The organism is Halomonas sp. C22 (assembly GCF_007655045.1).
GTDB lineage: Bacteria > Pseudomonadota > Gammaproteobacteria > Pseudomonadales > Halomonadaceae > Vreelandella > Vreelandella hamiltonii.
Genome location: NZ_VBVC01000002.1, coordinates 552,444 through 569,967, shown reverse-complemented (window position 1 = coordinate 569,967; position 17,524 = coordinate 552,444). Strand labels below are relative to the sequence as shown.

17 protein-coding genes are annotated in these 17,524 nt (G+C 61.4%); 7 read left to right on the top strand and 10 right to left on the bottom strand.

What is annotated here, in order from left to right:
- Positions 1–333 precede the first annotated feature (333 nt).
- From urtA to urtE, 5 genes are all read left to right on the top strand, one after another.
- A complete protein-coding gene (gene urtA, locus FEU76_RS05960; protein ID WP_096921849.1) occupies positions 334–1,686 on the top strand; it encodes an urea ABC transporter substrate-binding protein in 1,353 nt (450 codons plus the stop codon).
- Positions 1,687–1,766: 80 nt separating this feature from the next.
- On the top strand, positions 1,767–3,374 hold the full coding sequence (gene urtB / locus FEU76_RS05955; RefSeq protein WP_144981311.1) for an urea ABC transporter permease subunit UrtB: 1,608 nt from the start codon (positions 1,767–1,769) through the stop codon (positions 3,372–3,374).
- 6 nt (positions 3,375–3,380) lie between these two features.
- Entirely contained in the window at positions 3,381–4,523 is a 1,143-nt protein-coding gene (gene urtC, locus FEU76_RS05950) for an urea ABC transporter permease subunit UrtC (protein ID WP_016915369.1), read from the top strand.
- Positions 4,520–5,356 (top strand): urea ABC transporter ATP-binding protein UrtD, encoded by an 837-nt coding sequence (urtD, locus tag FEU76_RS05945; protein ID WP_016915368.1) that lies wholly within the window; start codon positions 4,520–4,522, stop codon positions 5,354–5,356. The genes urtC and urtD overlap by 4 nt, the downstream gene beginning before the upstream one ends.
- Positions 5,356–6,063: an urea ABC transporter ATP-binding subunit UrtE gene (gene urtE, locus FEU76_RS05940; RefSeq protein WP_144981308.1), complete on the top strand. Its 708-nt coding sequence runs from the start codon at positions 5,356–5,358 to the stop codon at positions 6,061–6,063. Before urtD ends, urtE begins: the two co-directional genes overlap by 1 nt.
- Before the next feature lie 145 nt (positions 6,064–6,208).
- Here the strand turns inward: urtE and FEU76_RS05935 are convergent, their stop codons facing one another.
- Positions 6,209–7,081, bottom strand: a complete 873-nt coding sequence (locus tag FEU76_RS05935) for an IS5 family transposase (protein WP_144981305.1) — start codon at positions 7,079–7,081, stop codon at positions 6,209–6,211.
- A gap of 121 nt (positions 7,082–7,202) precedes the next feature.
- Here FEU76_RS05935 and FEU76_RS05930 point away from each other — a divergent pair, with 121 nt between their 5' ends.
- Entirely contained in the window at positions 7,203–7,601 is a 399-nt protein-coding gene (locus FEU76_RS05930) for a hypothetical protein (RefSeq protein WP_144981303.1), read from the top strand.
- Here the strand turns inward: FEU76_RS05930 and FEU76_RS05925 are convergent.
- The 9 genes from FEU76_RS05925 to FEU76_RS05885 form a co-directional block, all read right to left on the bottom strand.
- On the bottom strand, positions 7,592–8,266 hold the full coding sequence (locus tag FEU76_RS05925; RefSeq protein ID WP_222114785.1) for an alpha/beta hydrolase: 675 nt from the start codon (positions 8,264–8,266) through the stop codon (positions 7,592–7,594). The two genes, FEU76_RS05930 and FEU76_RS05925, sit on opposite strands and share 10 nt — an antisense overlap.
- A 49-nt stretch (positions 8,267–8,315) precedes the next feature.
- Positions 8,316–9,242, bottom strand: a complete 927-nt coding sequence (locus FEU76_RS05920) for an electron transfer flavoprotein subunit alpha/FixB family protein (RefSeq protein WP_144981300.1) — start codon at positions 9,240–9,242, stop codon at positions 8,316–8,318.
- 41 nt (positions 9,243–9,283) lie between these two features.
- Complete coding sequence (locus FEU76_RS05915; protein WP_144981297.1) at positions 9,284–10,033, bottom strand: electron transfer flavoprotein subunit beta/FixA family protein; 750 nt, start codon at positions 10,031–10,033, stop codon at positions 9,284–9,286.
- Positions 10,034–10,063: 30 nt separating this feature from the next.
- Positions 10,064–10,483 (bottom strand): PaaI family thioesterase, encoded by a 420-nt coding sequence (locus tag FEU76_RS05910; protein WP_144981294.1) that lies wholly within the window; start codon positions 10,481–10,483, stop codon positions 10,064–10,066.
- A 17-nt stretch (positions 10,484–10,500) separates the two neighbouring features.
- Positions 10,501–11,334, bottom strand: coding sequence for an HpcH/HpaI aldolase/citrate lyase family protein (locus FEU76_RS05905; RefSeq protein ID WP_144981292.1), 834 nt, complete (start codon positions 11,332–11,334; stop codon positions 10,501–10,503).
- Positions 11,335–11,346: 12 nt separating this feature from the next.
- Positions 11,347–12,549 (bottom strand): CaiB/BaiF CoA transferase family protein, encoded by a 1,203-nt coding sequence (locus tag FEU76_RS05900; RefSeq protein ID WP_144981289.1) that lies wholly within the window; start codon positions 12,547–12,549, stop codon positions 11,347–11,349.
- Between the two features lie 34 nt (positions 12,550–12,583).
- Complete coding sequence (locus tag FEU76_RS05895; protein ID WP_144981286.1) at positions 12,584–13,984, bottom strand: MmgE/PrpD family protein; 1,401 nt, start codon at positions 13,982–13,984, stop codon at positions 12,584–12,586.
- A gap of 97 nt (positions 13,985–14,081) precedes the next feature.
- Positions 14,082–15,245 (bottom strand): acyl-CoA dehydrogenase family protein, encoded by a 1,164-nt coding sequence (locus tag FEU76_RS05890; RefSeq protein ID WP_144981283.1) that lies wholly within the window; start codon positions 15,243–15,245, stop codon positions 14,082–14,084.
- Positions 15,245–16,102 carry an FAS1-like dehydratase domain-containing protein gene (locus FEU76_RS05885; protein ID WP_144981280.1) on the bottom strand — a complete coding sequence of 286 codons (858 nt, stop codon included), beginning with the start codon at positions 16,100–16,102 and terminating at the stop codon, positions 15,245–15,247. The genes FEU76_RS05890 and FEU76_RS05885 overlap by 1 nt, the downstream gene beginning before the upstream one ends.
- 330 nt (positions 16,103–16,432) lie before the next feature.
- Here FEU76_RS05885 and FEU76_RS05880 point away from each other — a divergent pair, with 330 nt between their 5' ends.
- A complete protein-coding gene (locus tag FEU76_RS05880; RefSeq protein WP_144981277.1) occupies positions 16,433–17,422 on the top strand; it encodes a TAXI family TRAP transporter solute-binding subunit in 990 nt (329 codons plus the stop codon).
- The last annotated feature ends 102 nt before the right edge of the window (positions 17,423–17,524 follow it).

Genomic DNA, 17,524 nt, shown 5'->3' with positions numbered 1-17,524 from the left:
TGCGTGGTGTGATGGAGTGAGTTTTGGCGTTGTCAGCGCCCGGGGGAAACCCCGGGCGCTTTTTTGTGTGCGTGCACCCCTCTTTGGTGCAAGGCGCTTTGCTGGTGCATGACAACTGTGCATGGCGCCTCTCGGCTTGCCCTGAATTAGTGCGCCTGGCGCAATGCGGGTTTTTTTGAGTATCGCTAACTGTCTGATTGTCATTGTCTTAATAGGCTTTGATTCAATCTGGCGCACCCCTTGCTATGTGAAAGGTGGATTAGCCCACGGCGGGTGAATGCCCGCTCTACGCGCCTATAACAAGCCCCTTCCAAGGGGTGCAAGGAGGTTCAAGTGACCACATCGCAACGCAAGACACACCCTCGTACCCTTGGCCGTTTCGCCACGGCCGCCCTGGCTGCCGCCATCATGGGCGCCAGCGCTCAGGCCGTTGCCCAAGACAACGACCCGATCAAGGTAGGTATTCTGCACTCCCTCTCCGGCACCATGGCGATCAGCGAATCGACCCTGAAAGACACCGTCGAAATGCTCATCGACCAGCAGAACGAAGCCGGTGGCCTGTTGGGGCGTCAGTTGGAAGCCGTGGTGGTCGACCCCGCTTCCAACTGGCCGCTGTTTGCCGAGCGTGCCCGCGAGCTGCTGGCCCAGCATGAGGTAGACGTGGTGTTCGGTAACTGGACCTCGGTATCCCGCAAGGCGGTACTGCCGGTGTTCGAAGAGCTGAACGGCCTGCTGTTCTACCCGGTACAGTACGAAGGGGAAGAGTCTTCCGAGAACGTCTTCTACACCGGCGCGGCACCCAACCAGCAGGCCATTCCTGCGGTGGAGTACCTGATCAACGAAGTCGGGATCGAGCGTTTTGCGCTGATCGGCACCGACTACGTCTACCCGCGTACCACCAACCGGATTCTGGAAGCCTTCCTGAAGGATGAGCACGGGGTGGCCGAAGAAGACATCATGGTCAACTACACCCCGTTCGGCCATTCGGACTGGCAGAACATCGTCTCTGAAATCCGTCGTTTCGGTGAAGAGGGCAAACCCACGGCGGTGGTCTCCACCATCAACGGCGATGCCAACGTGCCGTTCTATCGTGAGCTGGCCAACCAGGGGATCGATGCTGCGGATATTCCCGTCATCGCCTTCTCGGTGGGTGAGCAGGAGCTGTCCGGTATCGATACCGGGCCGCTGGTGGGCCACCTGGCCGCCTGGAACTACTTCATGAGCGTGGACACCGACGCCAACTACGACTTCATCGACGCCTGGATCGACTGGACGGGCGATGAAGAAGCGGTCACCAACGACCCCATGGAAGCCCACTACATCGGCTTCAACATGTGGGCCGAAGCGGTGCGCAAGGCAGGCACCACCGATGTGGACGCGGTGAAAGATGCGATCATCGGCGTGACCGTGCCTAACCTTTCCGGTGGCTATGCCGCCATGATGCCCAACCACCACATCACCAAGCCGGTGTTGATCGGTGAAGTGCAGGACAACGGCCAGTTCGACATCGTCTGGCAAACGCCGTCCACCGTGGCAGGCGATGCCTGGTCGGACTTCCTGCCGGGTTCTCGCGACCTGATTGCTGACTGGCGTGCACCGATGCGCTGCGGCAACTTCAACGTCGCCAACGGTTCGTGCGGTGGCAGCACCGCAGCAGAAGAAGCCGAAGCGGCACTCGCCGAGTAACACTCTTCCCTTGCCGCGACCCGTCGCGGCAAGGGAGCACGCTACCTCTCCCCATTGATGATGACCAAAGGAAGAACCCCATGAGGCGTTTCCTTTCTGGGGTGTTGTGTCTTTTGCTGCTCAGCATGGCGACGTTGTCGCAGGCACAAACCCCCACCACACCTTCTGATGACGACGCGGCACTGGCGCTGCTGGAAGCGCTGGACGTGGAGAACTTCCGCGCCAAAGGCGACGCGATTACGGCCATTTTGCAAAGCGACGACGAGCGCGCCAGAGATTGGCTGCAAGCCTTGCTCGATGGCCGCCTGCAGCGCACCAGCGAGGGTCGCTTCGTCGTGGTGTTGAACAACACCGGGCGTGACTGGCCCGTGGCCGATGCCCTGACCGAAGAGTCGCTGGGCGAGATGTCCCGCCGCGACCTCAACCGCATCGGCATCAACAACGCCCTGCGCAACCAACTGCGCAGCGCCATCGCCGTGGTCGACCTCTACTCCCCCAACGTGGAACGCCGCCGTACCTCCGCCGAGCGCCTGTTGGGCGAAGTGGACGAGACGCTGGCCGAGCCTCTGGAAGCGCTGATTGCCGAAGAAGAGGATAGCCAGGTGCAGCGCCGGTTAGCGCAGGCACTGGCCATTTATCAAACCGAAGCGGGCCAGATGGAAGGCGTGGAAGCGCTGCGTGGCAGCCTGCATCCGCGTGCCCGTGTGGCGCTCAATCGCGCGGCCAATGGCGATGACCCGGTGGTCGCCGACGCGGCCAGAGAGGCGCTCCTCAGTATCGAGCAAAACCTCAAGCTCAATCGTGGCCTCGAAACGCTCTACTTTGGCCTGAGCCTGGGGTCGGTACTGGTGCTGGCGGCCATCGGCCTGGCCATCACCTTTGGCGTCATGGGCGTGATCAACATGGCCCACGGCGAGCTGATGATGCTGGGCGCCTATACCACCTGGATGATGCAGCAACTGCTGCCGGGCCAGCCGGGGCTGGCGCTGATTCTTTCCATTCCGGCGGGCTTCATGGTGGCTGCCCTGGTGGGCATTGCCATCGAACGGGGCGTGATCCAGTTCCTCAAGGGCCGCCCGCTGGAAACGCTGCTGGCCACGTTCGGCATCAGCCTGATTCTGCAGCAGCTGGTGCGCACGGTGATCTCTCCGCTCAACCGCACCGTGGTGACGCCCGAGTGGATGAGCGGCTCGCTGGTGATCAACGATACGCTCTCGCTGACCCTCAACCGCATGTTCGTGCTCGGCTTTGCGCTGGTGGTGTTTGCCGGGCTGATGCTGATCATGCGCCGCACGCGGCTGGGGCTCGAAGTGCGCGCCGTGACCCAGAACCGCGCCATGGCACGCTCCATGGGCATCCGGGCCACCCGGGTGGACATCATGACCTTCGCGCTGGGTTCCGGCGTGGCGGGGCTGGCCGGTGTGGCGCTGTCGCAGCTCACCAACGTCGGCCCCAACCTGGGCCAGAACTACATCATCGACTCGTTCATGGTGGTGGTGTTCGGTGGCGTGGGTAACCTGTGGGGCACGCTGGTGGCGGGGCTTTCACTGGGCATCATCAACCAGGTGCTGGAGCCCTGGGCGGGTGCCGTGCTGGCCAAGATCATCGTGCTGGTGTTCATCATCCTGTTCATTCAAAAACGCCCGCGTGGACTCTTCCCGCAGAAGGGCCGGGCTGCGGAGGGCTAACCCATCATGATGACATCATCTTCTCAACGGTTCTGGCTGCTCCGCCCGTTCGGCGAACGGGCCACCCAGCTCTTTCTCGGCGTACTGCTGGCCGCCCTGGTGCTGGTTACCGTGCTGCACGTGGCGGTGCCGCAAGGGCATCCGCTGCATGTCAACGCCTACACCGTGAACCTGTTCGGCAAGTACCTGAGCTATGCGCTGCTGGCCGTGGCGGTGGACCTGGTGTGGGGCTATCTGGGCATTCTGAGCCTGGGCCACGGGGCGTTCTTCGCCATTGGCGGCTACGCCATGGGCATGTACCTGATGCGCCAGATTGGCGACCGTGGCACCTATGGCCATCCGGTTCTGCCCGACTTCATGGTGTTTCTGAACTGGGACAGCCTGCCCTGGTACTGGCTGGGCTTCGATATGGCCTGGTTCGCCTTTGCCATGGTGCTGCTGGCCCCTGGCCTGCTGGCGCTGGTGTTCGGCTTCCTGGCGTTCCGTTCGCGGGTGACCGGGGTGTATCTGTCGATCATCACCCAGGCGCTGACGTTTGCCCTGATGCTGGCTTTCTTCCGCAACGAGATGGGCTTCGGCGGCAACAATGGCCTCACCGATTTCCGTGAGCTGCTGGGCTTCAACCTGCGCAGCAACGACACGCGGCTGGGGCTGTTCATTGCCACTGGGGTGGCGCTGGCGCTGGGCTACATCCTGTGCCGTGCCATTGTCACCAGCAAGCTGGGCCGCGTGTGCGTGGCCACCCGCGATGCCGAAGCGCGTACGCGTTTCATCGGCTACCGGGTCGAACGCTTCCAGCTGTTCGTGTTCGTGGTCTCGGCCATGCTGGCGGGCCTGGCGGGGGCGCTTTATGTGCCTCAGGTAGGCATCATCAACCCCAGCGAATTCTCGCCGCTGTTCTCCATCGAAATCGTGCTCTGGGTAGCACTGGGTGGGCGAGCCACGCTGTACGGTGCCGTCATTGGGGCGATTCTGGTCAACTACGCCAAAACCGTGTTTACCGGGGTCATGCCGGACGCCTGGCTGTTTGCCCTGGGCGCGCTGTTCGTACTGGTCACGGTCTTCCTGCCCAAGGGCGTCGCGGGCCTTTTGAGCCACGTGAAGCGCCGTCGCAAAGCCGAACAACCGCCTACGGAGGCTGCAGCATGAGCCTGATACAATCGCTGAAAGCACGCGACCGAGTGTTCGACTTCATGGCGGGGGAAGCCTCGCCGGTGGACGTTCGCCACGGCCCGATTCTGTACATGGAAGACGTGACGGTGAGCTTCGATGGCTTCAAGGCCATCAATAACCTCAACCTGACCATCGACGACGGCGAGCTGCGCTGCATCATCGGCCCCAACGGGGCCGGTAAAACCACCATGATGGACATCATCACCGGCAAGACCCGCCCCAACCAGGGCAGCGTCTGGTTCGGCAGCCGCCATAACCTGCTGCAAATGAACGAGCCGGAAATCGCCAGCCTCGGCATTGGCCGCAAGTTCCAGAAGCCCACGGTGTTCGAAGCGCTCAGCGTGTTCGACAATCTGGAGCTGGCCATGGCCGCCGACAAGCGCATCTTTCCCACGCTGACCGCCCGCATGACCAGCGAGATCAGCGACCGCATCGACGACGTGCTGGACACCATCGGCCTGACCGCGCTGCGCTTCCAGCCCGCCGGGATTCTCTCCCACGGCCAGAAGCAGTGGCTGGAGATCGGCATGCTGCTGATGCAGCGCCCGCGCCTGCTGCTGGTGGACGAGCCGGTGGCCGGGATGACCGAACAGGAGATGGAGCGCACCGCCGAGCTGCTTACGGGGCTGGCTGGCAAACAGTCGGTGGTGGTGGTGGAGCACGACATGGGCTTTGTACGCTCGATTGCGCGCAAGGTGACCGTGCTGCACCAGGGCAGCGTGCTGGCCGAAGGCAGCATGGATCAGGTCTCCAATGACCCGAAAGTGGTCGAAGTGTACCTGGGCGCGGACGAGGAGGAGATGGCCTGATGCTGACCGTCGACAAGTTGAACCAGTTCTACGGCGAAAGCCACACCCTGTGGGATCTGGACCTGGAGGTACCCGCCGGGCAGTGCACCTGCGTGATGGGCCGCAACGGGGTGGGTAAAACCACCCTGATGAAAGCCATCATGGGGGAAGTGGCGGTGAAGAGCGGCCAGCTGCGCTACCAGGGCAATGATGGCGAGATCGAACTCACCAAAAAAGCCGTGGAGGCGCGCTCGCGCCTGGGCATCGGTTTCGTGCCCCAGGGGCGGCAGATTTTCCCGCTGCTGACGGTGGAGGAGAACCTGCGCACAGGGCTTGCCGCTCGGGGCGACGGGCTGAAGAAAATTCCCGAGCGCATTTACGAGCTGTTTCCGGTGCTCAAGGAGATGAAACACCGCCGTGGCGGCGATTTGTCCGGTGGGCAACAGCAGCAGCTCGCCATTGGCCGCGCGCTGGTGATCGAACCGAAACTGCTGATTCTGGACGAGCCCGGCGAGGGCATTCAGCCCAATATCGTCGCCCAGATTGGTCAGGTGATTCGCCAACTGATCAAAGAGGACGGCCTGACGGTGCTGCTGGTAGAGCAGAAGCTACCCTTTGCTCGCAAATACGCCGACCGCTTCGTCATCATGGACCGCGGCCGCTCGGTGGCCAAAGGCGAGATCAGCGAACTCTCCAACGAGCTGATCAAACAGCATTTGACGGTTTGATTCTGCTGAGGGAACCACTGAACAAATCGGTTCTGCGCGGCTGAACCGTTCAGCCTGACTAGATCATCGTCTCAGCGGTCATTACATGACCACGTCAAGTGGCCTGTTTACCTGGCAGCCGTGTTATCCGGCTGCCAAGCCGGATTCAGGACACACTGACCCCGTCAGCATCCCCCTCGCACCTTCTCGCCAGCACCAGGTTGCCGAGGGCGAACAGGGTGAACAGCTGCGCCTGGTTCTTGGCCAGCCCCTTGTAGCGAACCTTCCGGTAGCCGAAGAGGTTCTTGATGACATGAAACGGGTGCTCCTCCTTGGCGCGGATGCTGGCCTTGGCCTTCTCGAATGCCAGCAGCAGCGTTTTCCTGGGGCTGCCTTCCATCTTCTTGATGGTGCCGCGCTTGGCGGCGACACAGCATCGGGAGTTCGGGGCGTCCTTTTCCTCGTTCAGGTATTTCCCCATGCCGGTGTACCCCGCATCGCCGTATACCCGCTTGTCATCATCGCGGACCAGGGCGCCGGTCATAGTAACATCGGCGACGTTGGCCGAGGTCGCGGCAACACTGTGGGTCAGGCCGGTGACCGCATCAACGCCGATATGTGCCTTCATACCGAAAAACCACTGGTTGCCCTTCTTGGTCTGCTTCATCGCCGGATCGCGTTGCTTGGCCTTGTTCTTGGTGGAGGGCGCAGCGGCCACGATGGTGGCATCGGGCACGCTTTCGATGGCCAGGTCGATACCGATGAAGTCACGCATGGCCTGGCTGTCATAGATGGCATCTTCGAGCGCCTCATCGGCAAGTGCATACCACTGTTGAAGGAAGTAGATCCGCAGCATGCGCTCCAGACCAATCGGCGGCCGGCCCCGTTTGCCTGCCGCGTTGGGGAAGTAGGATGGCGACAGTGCGTCGATCAGGCGTTGCCATGGCACCAGGGCATCCATCTGGGTCAGGAACCGCTCTCGGCGGGTAACCTTCTTCTTGTTCTGGTGCTCAGCCTGGGCGAACGAGATCTGCTTCATCGGATAGCTCTGTCAGTGGGTGTTGAACGGGTCAGATTCTACCCCGCCGGTGGCCACGAGACAGCTCTGGCGGGATTTGTGCAGCGTTTCCCTAGGGCCCGCTCAGGTCGGTATCCGCGTCGTGGATATCGTGTTCAAGAACATTCCCTCGATGGTGACGACCATGATGTCCGTGACCTTCACCCTCCTGGGTATCGTCATTTTGCTCGCGTGGCCCGCCTACGCGGTGGCGGGCATTATCCTGTACGGCTTTGGCAACGGGCTGCGCGCCATCGTGCGCGGCGTGTTGCCCCTGGCCATTTTTCCCGCATCGCTTTATACCACGCTGATGGGGCGGTTGGCGCGGCCTTCATTGATCGCCCAAGCGGTTACCCCGATCCTGAGCGGCCTCGCGCTAGGTCTTCTGGGCTCGCATGCCACCTTCGCCCTGCTCGCCGCGCTGGCCGGGCTCAACGTCGTGTTATCGCTGCTGCTGTATCGCTACGTGCCCAGGCCCCGCGTCCCGGCAAGTCAGCCTTGAGCCAGTTTTTGGCGCACCAGCGCCAATAGCTGCGCCATGCCATTGGAGAAAAAGTGATCCGCCCCCGGCACCATGACAATGGGAATGGGAGGCTTACGCACGTGCGCCGACAAAAGGGCCAGAGGCGCGTGCTCATCGTGCTCGCCGTGGATCAGCAGCGTGTCACTCGCCAGTGAAGGCGTTGCATAGAAACGCCCGTCGGGCACAAGGCCGACGGGCAACCCCAACAGCACGACGTACTCGGCAGGCTGGCCACTTTGCGCCAGCGCGTTGGCAACGCGAGCCTGCACATAGGCGCCAAAAGAGAAACCGATCAGCGCGATCGGTAACGCGGGCCAGGCGTCGCGAAGCGCATGCACCAGACACAAGAGGTCGTCACTTTCCCCCTCGCCCTGATCATGCTCGCCCTCGCTTCGCCCCACGCCTCGGAAGTTAGGGCGAATGGCGAGCCAAGCGTCATCGCTCAACGCTCGCGCCAGGCTGAAGGGAATCTTGTGCCGAGCACTGCCCCCCAGCAGCGGCTGGGGGTGCGCAATGAGCGCGATGCCCTTTAAAGGCGCCCCGGGAACATCGACCAGCAGCTCCATGTTTCCCTGTCGGGTCTCGAACAAGGGGGCCTGCCTGCCCGGGGCTTGCGTGTCGATCAGTGACCGTAACGTCGTCATGCCGCGCTCATTTCTCGAAGTGGACTCTTTAGCGTATCGAGGGCCTGGTTTACAGCTTGCTCTCGAGCTCCGGCAAAATCTCGAACAGATCCCCCACCAGGCCGTAGTCGGCGACCTGGAAGATTGGCGCTTCTTCGTCCTTGTTGATCGCCACGATCACTTTGGAGTCTTTCATACCGGCCAGGTGCTGAATCGCCCCTGAAATCCCGACCGCCATGTACAGCTCCGGCGCGACGATCTTGCCGGTCTGGCCGACCTGCATGTCGTTGGGCACGAAACCGGCGTCCACCGCGGCGCGCGAGGCGCCAATGGCGGCCCCCAGCTTGTCGGCAATGCCGTCCAGCAGCTTGAAGTTATCGCCGTTGCCCATACCGCGCCCACCGGAGATGACGACCCTGGCGCCACCAAGCTCTGGGCGGTCGCTCTGGGCCAACGACTCGTCGACGAAACGGGACTGGGCGTTGTCGGGTGTAAAGTCCACTGCTTCCACGCTGGCGCTGGCGCTGCCACCCACGGCGTCGAAGGCGGTGGCGCGCACGGTGATGACTTTCAGCGCGTCGTCGCTTTTCACCGTGGCAATGGCGTTACCGGCATAGATGGGGCGCTTGAACGTATCGGCACTCTCCACGGCGATGATATCGGAGAGTTGGCTGACCTCCTTGAGGGCGGCTAAACGCGGCAGAACATTTTTGCCGGTGGTGGAGGCGCTGGCCAGCACGTGGGTGTAGTCGTCGGCCAGTTCGACCAGCAGGGCGCTCAAGGGCTCGGCGAGCTGGTGAGCGTAGACGGCGTTGTCGGCGACGCGCACGTTGCTGACGCCGTCGAGCGTGGCGGCGGCCTCCGCGGCCGCCTGGACACCTTCGCCAGCGACCAGAATATCGATATCACCGCCAATGGCTTGGGCCGCCGCGACTACATGGGCTGTAGCGCCGGCCAGTTGGCCTTCATGCAGATCGGCAAGTACCAGAATGCGCATGGGTTAACTCCTTTCAAGGCTCTTTTAGCCAAGTGCCTGCTTTAGAGCACTTTGGCTTCGTTTTTCAGCTTGTCGACCAGCTCGTCGACCGAAGCGACCCTGACGCCGCCTTTGCGCTCGGCGGGGGATTCGACCTTGAGCAGGCTGACCCTGGAGGCGACCTCGACGCCGTAGTCGGCGGGCGTTTTGACCTCCAGCGGTTTTTTCTTGGCCTTCATGATGTCCGGCAGCTTGGCGTAGCGCGGCTCGTTCAGGCGCAGGTCGGTGGTGACGATCGCCGGTAGCGTCAGGGCAACGGTTTGCAGGCCGCCGTCGATTTCCCGTGTCACCTGGACCTGATCACCGTCCAGCGCCACCTCCGAGGCGAACGTGCCTTGCGGCAGGTGGGTCAGCGCGGCGAGCATCTGGCCGGTCTGGTTGTTATCGGTATCGATCGCCTGCTTGCCGAGAATCACCAGGCTCGGCTGCTCTTCATCCACCACTTTGGCCAGCAATTTGGCAACCGCGAGGGATTCGGCGCGCTCGTCGGTCTCGATATGCAGGGCGCGGTCGGCGCCCAGCGCCAGTGCCGTACGCAGCTGCTCCTGCGCGGCTTTTGGCCCGATCGTAACGGCGACCACTTCCGTTGCGGCCCCCTTCTCTTTCAAGCGCACGGCCTCTTCCACGGCGATTTCGCAGAAGGGGTTCATGGCCATTTTGACGTTGGTCAGGTCGACATCGGAGTGGTCCGCTTTCACACGAATCTTGACGTTGTAGTCGATGACGCGTTTAACGGCGACGAGGATTTTCATAAGTAGTACCCATTAACGTGAAATAAGCGCTCAAGACGCCGTGATGACGGCCTCTTCAGGCGAGACCCGATGGCGCCGGAAAGTCCCGGAAGCGGTCGCGATGAGCCGATCCCCCGCGAGCAGTTGCGCATCGGCAAAAAAGACGCGCTGGCCACCTCCCTGCAGGCGCCCTTTCGCCACGAGCGTTCCCTGGTTGACTTTGGCGATGTACTGCACCGTGAGCGACAGGGTGGCCGCGCGATGCGGCAGCTGACCATTCTCGGGACAGAAACCGGTGTAGCCACACGCCACATCGAGCAGCGTGGCGATCACCCCGCCGTGCAGGCTGCCTTGGGTATTGGTGTGGTGGGCCGCCAGCGCCAACTGCCACGTACACTGCCCCGGCTGCCACTCCACCAGCTGTGCGCCCAACATGTCGATAAACGGATTATGCAGCACGTTTAGATCCATACTCCGAGCCTTCTTGATTAGCGGCCGGCGGCTGCCCGGGCGATCAGCGTTTCGGCACGGGCAATCACGGGCGCGTCGATCATTTTGCCATCCAACTGGAAGGCACCCCCTTGTTTGGCGGCCAATGCTACCACGCGCTGTGCCCACTCAAGCGCCGCGTCGTCCGGCGTGAAGGCCGCATGAATCGCCGCTACCTGCCGGGGATGTATGCACAGCATGCCCGCAAACCCCATCTCCATCGCTTTTTGCGCCGTTTGGGACACCGCGGAAAGATCCTGGATCTCCGGCACGACACTCTCGATGGGCGGCGGTAGTGCCTGCGCACGCGAATGCAGCAGTAATTGATGGCGGCAGTGGTCGAGCACCGACTCGGCTCCCGCGCTTCCCGGCTCCATGTTCAGCTCCGTGGTCATGTCCAGAGCGCCCAACACCAGCCGCGCCACCCCCGGGGCAGCCGCGATTTCAGCCAGCGCGGTAATCCCGCGTGCGGTTTCGATCAGTGGCCAAACGGGCTTACCGCTGCGCGCGGCGAGCGCCACCTGCTCGGCACTTTCCGCCTTGGGCAGCATGATACCCATGACCGCGGGGTAGTCGGTGCAGAGCGCCAGGTCGCGCTGGAAGTGATCGGTATCGTCATGGGTGGCCGCGTTGACTCGCACGATCAACGACACCGCCGGGGAGGTCGCCAGAAAATGCGCGAGGGCCTCGCGCGCGGTGGCCTTGTCGGCGGGCGCCACCGCGTCTTCCAGGTCGACGATCACCGTGTCGGCGCCGCTATCCAGCGCCTTGGTGATGCGGTGCGTGTGCGTACCCGGCACAAAGAGCAGCGAACGCTGTGGATGGTGTTGCATGGGGCTCTCCGGTTAAATCACGCCTGCGGTTTTGAAAGCGGCGATGCGCTCGTGGTCGTAACCCAGTTGCGCCAGAATCGCGTCGCTATGCTCACCAAGGCCGGGCACGGCACTCATCCGGGGGTGGAAGGCACTGCTGCGGCCAGGCGGGAGTAGCGCGGGTAGCGACCCCGCGGGGCTGTCCACGTTGACCCAACGCTTGCGGGCTTCCAACTGGGGGTGGCGCCAGACATCGTGCATATCGTTGACGTGGGCATTGGCGATACGCGCCTCCTCCAGGCGGACCACCACGTCCTGTGCCGACAAGCTCGCGAACACCTGGCATATCAGCGCTCGCAGCGCCTCGCGGTTGGCGGAGCGGCGGGCGTTACTCTCGAAGCGCGCATCCCGGGCGATCGATGCATCCTGCAGCACTACCTCGCAAAAGGCGGCCCACTCACGCTCGTTTTGCAGCCCCAGCATGACCGATTGACCGTCGCCTGTGGGGAAAGGCCCGTAAGGATAAATGGTGGCGTGGGACGCTCCGGCGCGGGGCGGCGGCTCGGCACCTTGATAAGCGTAATACATGGGGTACCCCATCCACTCCACCAGGCTCTCCAGCATCGAGATATCGATATGGCTGCCCTCTCCCGTGCGGTCTCGTAGAATCAGCGCAGAGAGTATATTGGTATAGGCGTACATGCCGGCGGCGATATCGGCGATGGAGCATCCCGCCTTCGCCATTCCCTCTTCACCGGGCTGGCCGGTGGTGGAAAGAAACCCCGCCTCGCTTTGAATCAACAAATCATAGGCTTTTTTCTTCTGATAGGGGCCATCGTCGCCATAGCCCGAAATATCGCAAACGATCAGCCGCGGAAAACGCTCGTGCAGCGCTTCATAAGAGAGGCCTAGCCGGGCGGCGGCACCGGGCGCCAGATTTTGTACCAGCACATCGGTTTCCTGAAGTAGCCGCTCCAGCACCTCATCCGCCCCGGCGGCTTTGACATCCAGCGTCAAGCTCTGCTTGGAGCGGTTGGTCCACACGAAATGCGATGCCAACCCATCGACCCGCTCATCGTATTGACGCGCAAAATCCCCCACCCGGGGTCTCTCTACCTTGATGACTCGCGCCCCCAGATCGGCCAACTGGCGCGTGCAGAAGGGGGCGGCGATGGCATGCTCGAGGCTTAAAACGGTAACGCCTTCCAACGGCCGAAGCGTCGCTGCCTTGGTCATGGTGCACTCCTTGATCATTGAACGTGAACGCCGCTTACTCCGTGATGGAGGACACACTTGCGCCCCCATGCGCCCGGCGAGGCGTGAGCAATAAGGGGATCGTGGCGGCCTCTCTTAGCCCCCAGGCAACGTCAATCAGTCGCTGGCAGGCCCGCTCGTTCACCGCGTCGGAGAAGCCCACCAGGCGTTTGAATTTCTGCTCGAGCTCCGGGCGGGTCAGCGGGTTACCCGGGTCACCTTTGGGATCATGGACCGTGGCCTCGAAGCGCCCGCCCTGGTGGGTCGTCACCACGACTTTGCCAATCCATTTATGGGGGTAGGCGCTGTCCACTTCGTCATCCAGGTGCATACGCACCCGCTGCCGGAACGCCGCGACCTCCCGGTCTTGAAGCGCGGCGGACTGAAATGCCGCCAAACCGGCACTGCCATGCACGGCCAACAGGCCCAATACCGTTCCCATCGAGAACTTCGCCTGGTGAACCGTCGTTGGGGTTTCGACAGGCCCGAGCACGTCTATCGCTGCCTGGTGAACATGGGTGTCGACCGCCGCGATATCGGTATGCGACAGGTTTTCGCGCTGCATGATGACGAGCAGGGCATCGGCGGCGGGATGGGTGTGGCGACACGAGGCGTGAAACTTGAAGGAGGTTTCCGCCAACGCCCACCGGCGCCCTAACCGGTCGCTCAGGCATTCGGGGTTCGCGTCGCTGGACATGCCCGCCGCCAACCCCTGCTTGCCATCCAGAATACGCTGAGCGCCGGTCAAGCCATCCGCGGTCATGTAGGCCGCCAACAAACCGTCGGCCGCCGCTTTAGCGGTATGCAGCTGTTTGGAGTCCGCGCCATCGCGCAAAAACTCCCATAGCCCGGCGGCCTGGGTACCCGCACTGCCCAGCGCATGAAGAAAATCCTCCGCCGAGAAATTGAGCAGCTTGCCGACCCCCACCGCCGCCGCCAGCGTGCCCACCGTACCGGTGGTATGAAAGACGGTGTAGTGCGAACGCCCTAGAAACTCGCCGATACGAATGCCCGCTTCGTAACCGGCCACCGCCGCCAGGATCAGCTCGCGTCCGGATTTGCCTTCACTTTGTGCCGCCGCCAGCACCGCAGGGAAGACAACGGTGCCAGGGTGCAGCACCGAGGAGTTGTGCAAATCGTCCTGCTCCACCACGTGCGAGGCGGCGGCATTCACGAACGCGGCAAAATAGGGCGACGTTGTCGCGCTCAGTGTCAAAAGCTCACTGCGGCCCGACGCGGGCCCCATTCGCTGGGCGAACCGCTCGAACAGGGGAATGGGGGGGTAGCCTTTACCCGCCAGCGCCGACCCCAACCAGTCGAGAAACAGCTCTTCGCAGCGATCCACCACCTCGGTGGGAATGTCGTCGTAGCGAAGCTCCGCCAGAAAGGTCGCGAGCTCATTGGTTGTACTTGTCATGACCATCTCCTATGCAGCACCCGTGACATCGCGGCGCTCGAGGCCTTCGCGGCACATTGCCAAACCCGGCCATCCCGAGGGCAAATGCGAAAGGGGATTAGAATGAGCGCGGCAGCTCCAGCAGATGCTCCGCAACGTAGGATAGAATCAGGTTGGTGGAGATAGGCGCGACCTGGTACAAGCGGGTTTCGCGGAACTTGCGCTCGACATCGTACTCGGCCGCGAACCCGAAGCCGCCGTGCGTCTGCAGACAGACGTTGGCCGCCTTCCAGGACGCTTCCGCCGCCAGATACTTGGCCATGTTGGCACTGGCACCGACCGATTGACCGCTGTCGTATTCGTGGCAGGCACGCCAGCGCATCAAATCCGCGGCTTCGACCTCGATATGCGCCTGGGCGATGGGAAACTGTACGCCCTGGTTTTGGCCAATCGGGCGCCCGAAGACCTCGCGGTCACGTGCGTACTGGCTCGCTTTCTGGATGAACCAGCGCCCGTCGCCAATACACTCGGCCGCGATCAGCGCCCGCTCGGCATTCAGGCCATCGAGAATATAGCGAAAGCCCATCCCCTCCTCACCAATCAGGTTGTCGGCGGGAATTTCCAGGTTATCGAAGAAGAGCTCGTTGGTTTCATGGTTGACCATGTTGGCGATCGGCTGCACCGTCAAGCCATCACCGATCGCCTTGTGCAGGTCGACTAGAAAGATCGACATCCCCATCGACTTGCGCGTGACCTGATCCAGCGGGGTGGTGCGCGCCAGTAAAATCATCAGGTCCGAGTGCTGGATTCTCGAGATCCAGACCTTTTGGCCATTGATGACGTATTTATCGCCCTGACGCACCGCAGTGGTTTTGATTTTGGTGGTGTCGGTGCCGGTCGTGGGCTCGGTGACCGCCATGGACTGCAGGCGCAACTCTCCGGCGGCAATCCGGGGCAGATACTCGCGTTTCTGCGCCTCACTGCCGTGGCGTAACAGGGTGAACATGTTGTACATCTGCCCATGAACGGTGCCGGAGTTGCCGCCGCAGCGGTTCACTTCCTCCAGAATGACCGAGGCTTCCGTCAGGCCTAGACCCGAGCCGCCATACTCCTCGGGTATCATGGCCGCCAGCCAACCCGCCTCCGTCAGCGCATCCACGAACTCTTCGGGGAAGGCCTTGCGCTCGTCCACGCCGCGCCAGTAAGCCTCATCGAAATTCGCGCACAGCGCACGTACACCATCGCGAATCGCTTCCAGGGACTCCGGATCATGATGGAACATTAGTTACTCTCCTTGAAGGTGATGTCCGCTTGATGCGCGGGACCTTGATCATTGAACGCCCACGCCGAGCAGGTCTGGGCGCCATCGGCGACTCCTCCAATAGAGAAGGGCGTATCGGCAATGAGCGGACGCAAGCCGCGGTAACTCAGTTTTTCGGGGATTTGTTGCGGGTGCTGGCGGGTAACACTGCGCATCACCAGCGTGGCGATCATCGGCCCGTGCACGACCAGCCCCGGATACCCCTCTTGCTGAGTGGCATAGGGGTAGTCGTAGTGAATACGGTGGCCGTTGAAGGTGACTGCCGAGTAGCGAAAGAGCATGACGGGGGTCGGCTGGATCGTGTCGGTCCACTCGAGCGCAGGCAATATTCTGTCGATGGTCAATTTGGGCGGGCTGGGTTCGCGATAGACGATATCCTGCTCTTCACTGATACACAGCGCATCGCCCTGGAAATACAGGTGCTCGACGGTGACGAAGAGTAGCGAGCCGGTCTGACCATGCTTCTCTTTCACCGTCAGGATGGTGGAACGACACGTTGCCTGCTGACCGACGATGAGTGGCTGATGGAACGTGACGCGCCCGCCGGCCCACATGCGCTGCCGGTTCTCGGCGGGGGGAAGAAAACGCCCCCGAGCGGGATGGCCATCCTCACCCAGCTCCGCTTCGACCACCGGGGATTGAAAGAACGCCCAATGCCATAAGTAAGGCAGCGGCTGCCCCTCCTTGGGGCAGGCTTCATCGAACAGGGCGGCGAGGCGCACCGACAGCTGTAGTGAAATAACGTCCTGCTTCTCTTCTTGCTTACCGACCCAGAGTGAGTTTTCACCGGTGGATGGTTTTGTATCGAGCTGGGGCATGCTGAGCTCCCTTTCTCACGACAATCATTATTTATTAGGTAGGGTGATCAGCATGCCTGAAAGATAAATTTCAAAGGAATCAAAAAAAAGATAACGGGGCTTTAGATGAAAGCTAAATCAAACAATTCCTAGTCCTTTTCTTTCTCAATCTAGAAAAATCCACCAGCTAGACCAAAGTCTTATTATCGAAATACAAAGGGGGGTGCCGGAAATCCGAAATTCTCATTAAGGAAGCTTTGTGGCAGTCTAATTTTTAGGTTGGAATTATGTGCGTCTAATTTTTCGCCATATCGACTTATCTCAATAATAAAACAGCGCCAGGATTTGATTATGAAAAAGACAGCACTCGTGACAAGCATAACGGCATTTTCATTTTTCGCTCTTAATAGCGGCGCAGATGATCGCGCAGACTGGCCGAATAGTATGACCGTGGGCACGGCTAGCCAAGGCGGCACCTACTATATCTACGGTTCAGGCTGGGCTAATTTAGCCAACCAACACTTAGGCACACGTATCGGTGCCGAGATCACCGGCGGACCGGTACAAAACGTCAGCATGGTGCAGCTCGGCGAGCACGATTTTGGCATGGTCACGATGGGCCCCGCTCTGGATGCCTTGGAGGGTAACAGCCCACTGCTGCCTAATGACCCCCACAGCGATGTACGCGCCATGTTTCCCATGTACCAAACGGCACTGCATATTGTGAGCCTGACAAGTTCGGGTATTGACAGCGTGGCTGACTTAGAGGGAAAACGCGTAGGTGTTGGCCCAGCGGGCGGAACCAACGACGAATATCACCCCAAACTTTTTGAGGAACTCGGTTATAACGTCGAAACCCTCCAGGGGGGAGCCTCCGATCAAGCGGGACAATTGCAGGATAACCTGATCGATGCCTTTGCCTTCGGCGCGGGACTCCCTATCGCCTCTTTCAGCCAGCTGGAGGCGCAGGCGGATGTCAACATCTTCAGTTATAACGAAGAAGAGATCGCCCAGATCCTCGAAGCCTTCCCTGCCCTTTCGCCGGCAACGGTACCCGGCGGTACCTATCGGTCGATTGAGGAAGATATCCCCACCGTCTCGCTATGGAATTTTGCCATTACCCACAAGGACATGCCCGAATCGCTGGTTTACGCCATTGTCGATGTAGTCATGAGCAACCCTGAGCAAATGCTACAAGTTCACGGTGCAGCCGCTGAAACCCTGCCGGAAAACATCACCTACAACAACTCGATTCCTTTTCACCCGGGAGCGGTGAGATGGTTTGAAGAGCATGGTTATGAAATCCCGGACGAACTTAAAGGCTCCTCGTCAGAGAGTTAACGCGCACTTTGCGTGCTGCTAACCGCTTGCTGCCCCGCTAGGGCAGCAAGCACACGCGTTGTAGCACGAAGGTAGCACTGAACAACAACAGCGGCGATGTAC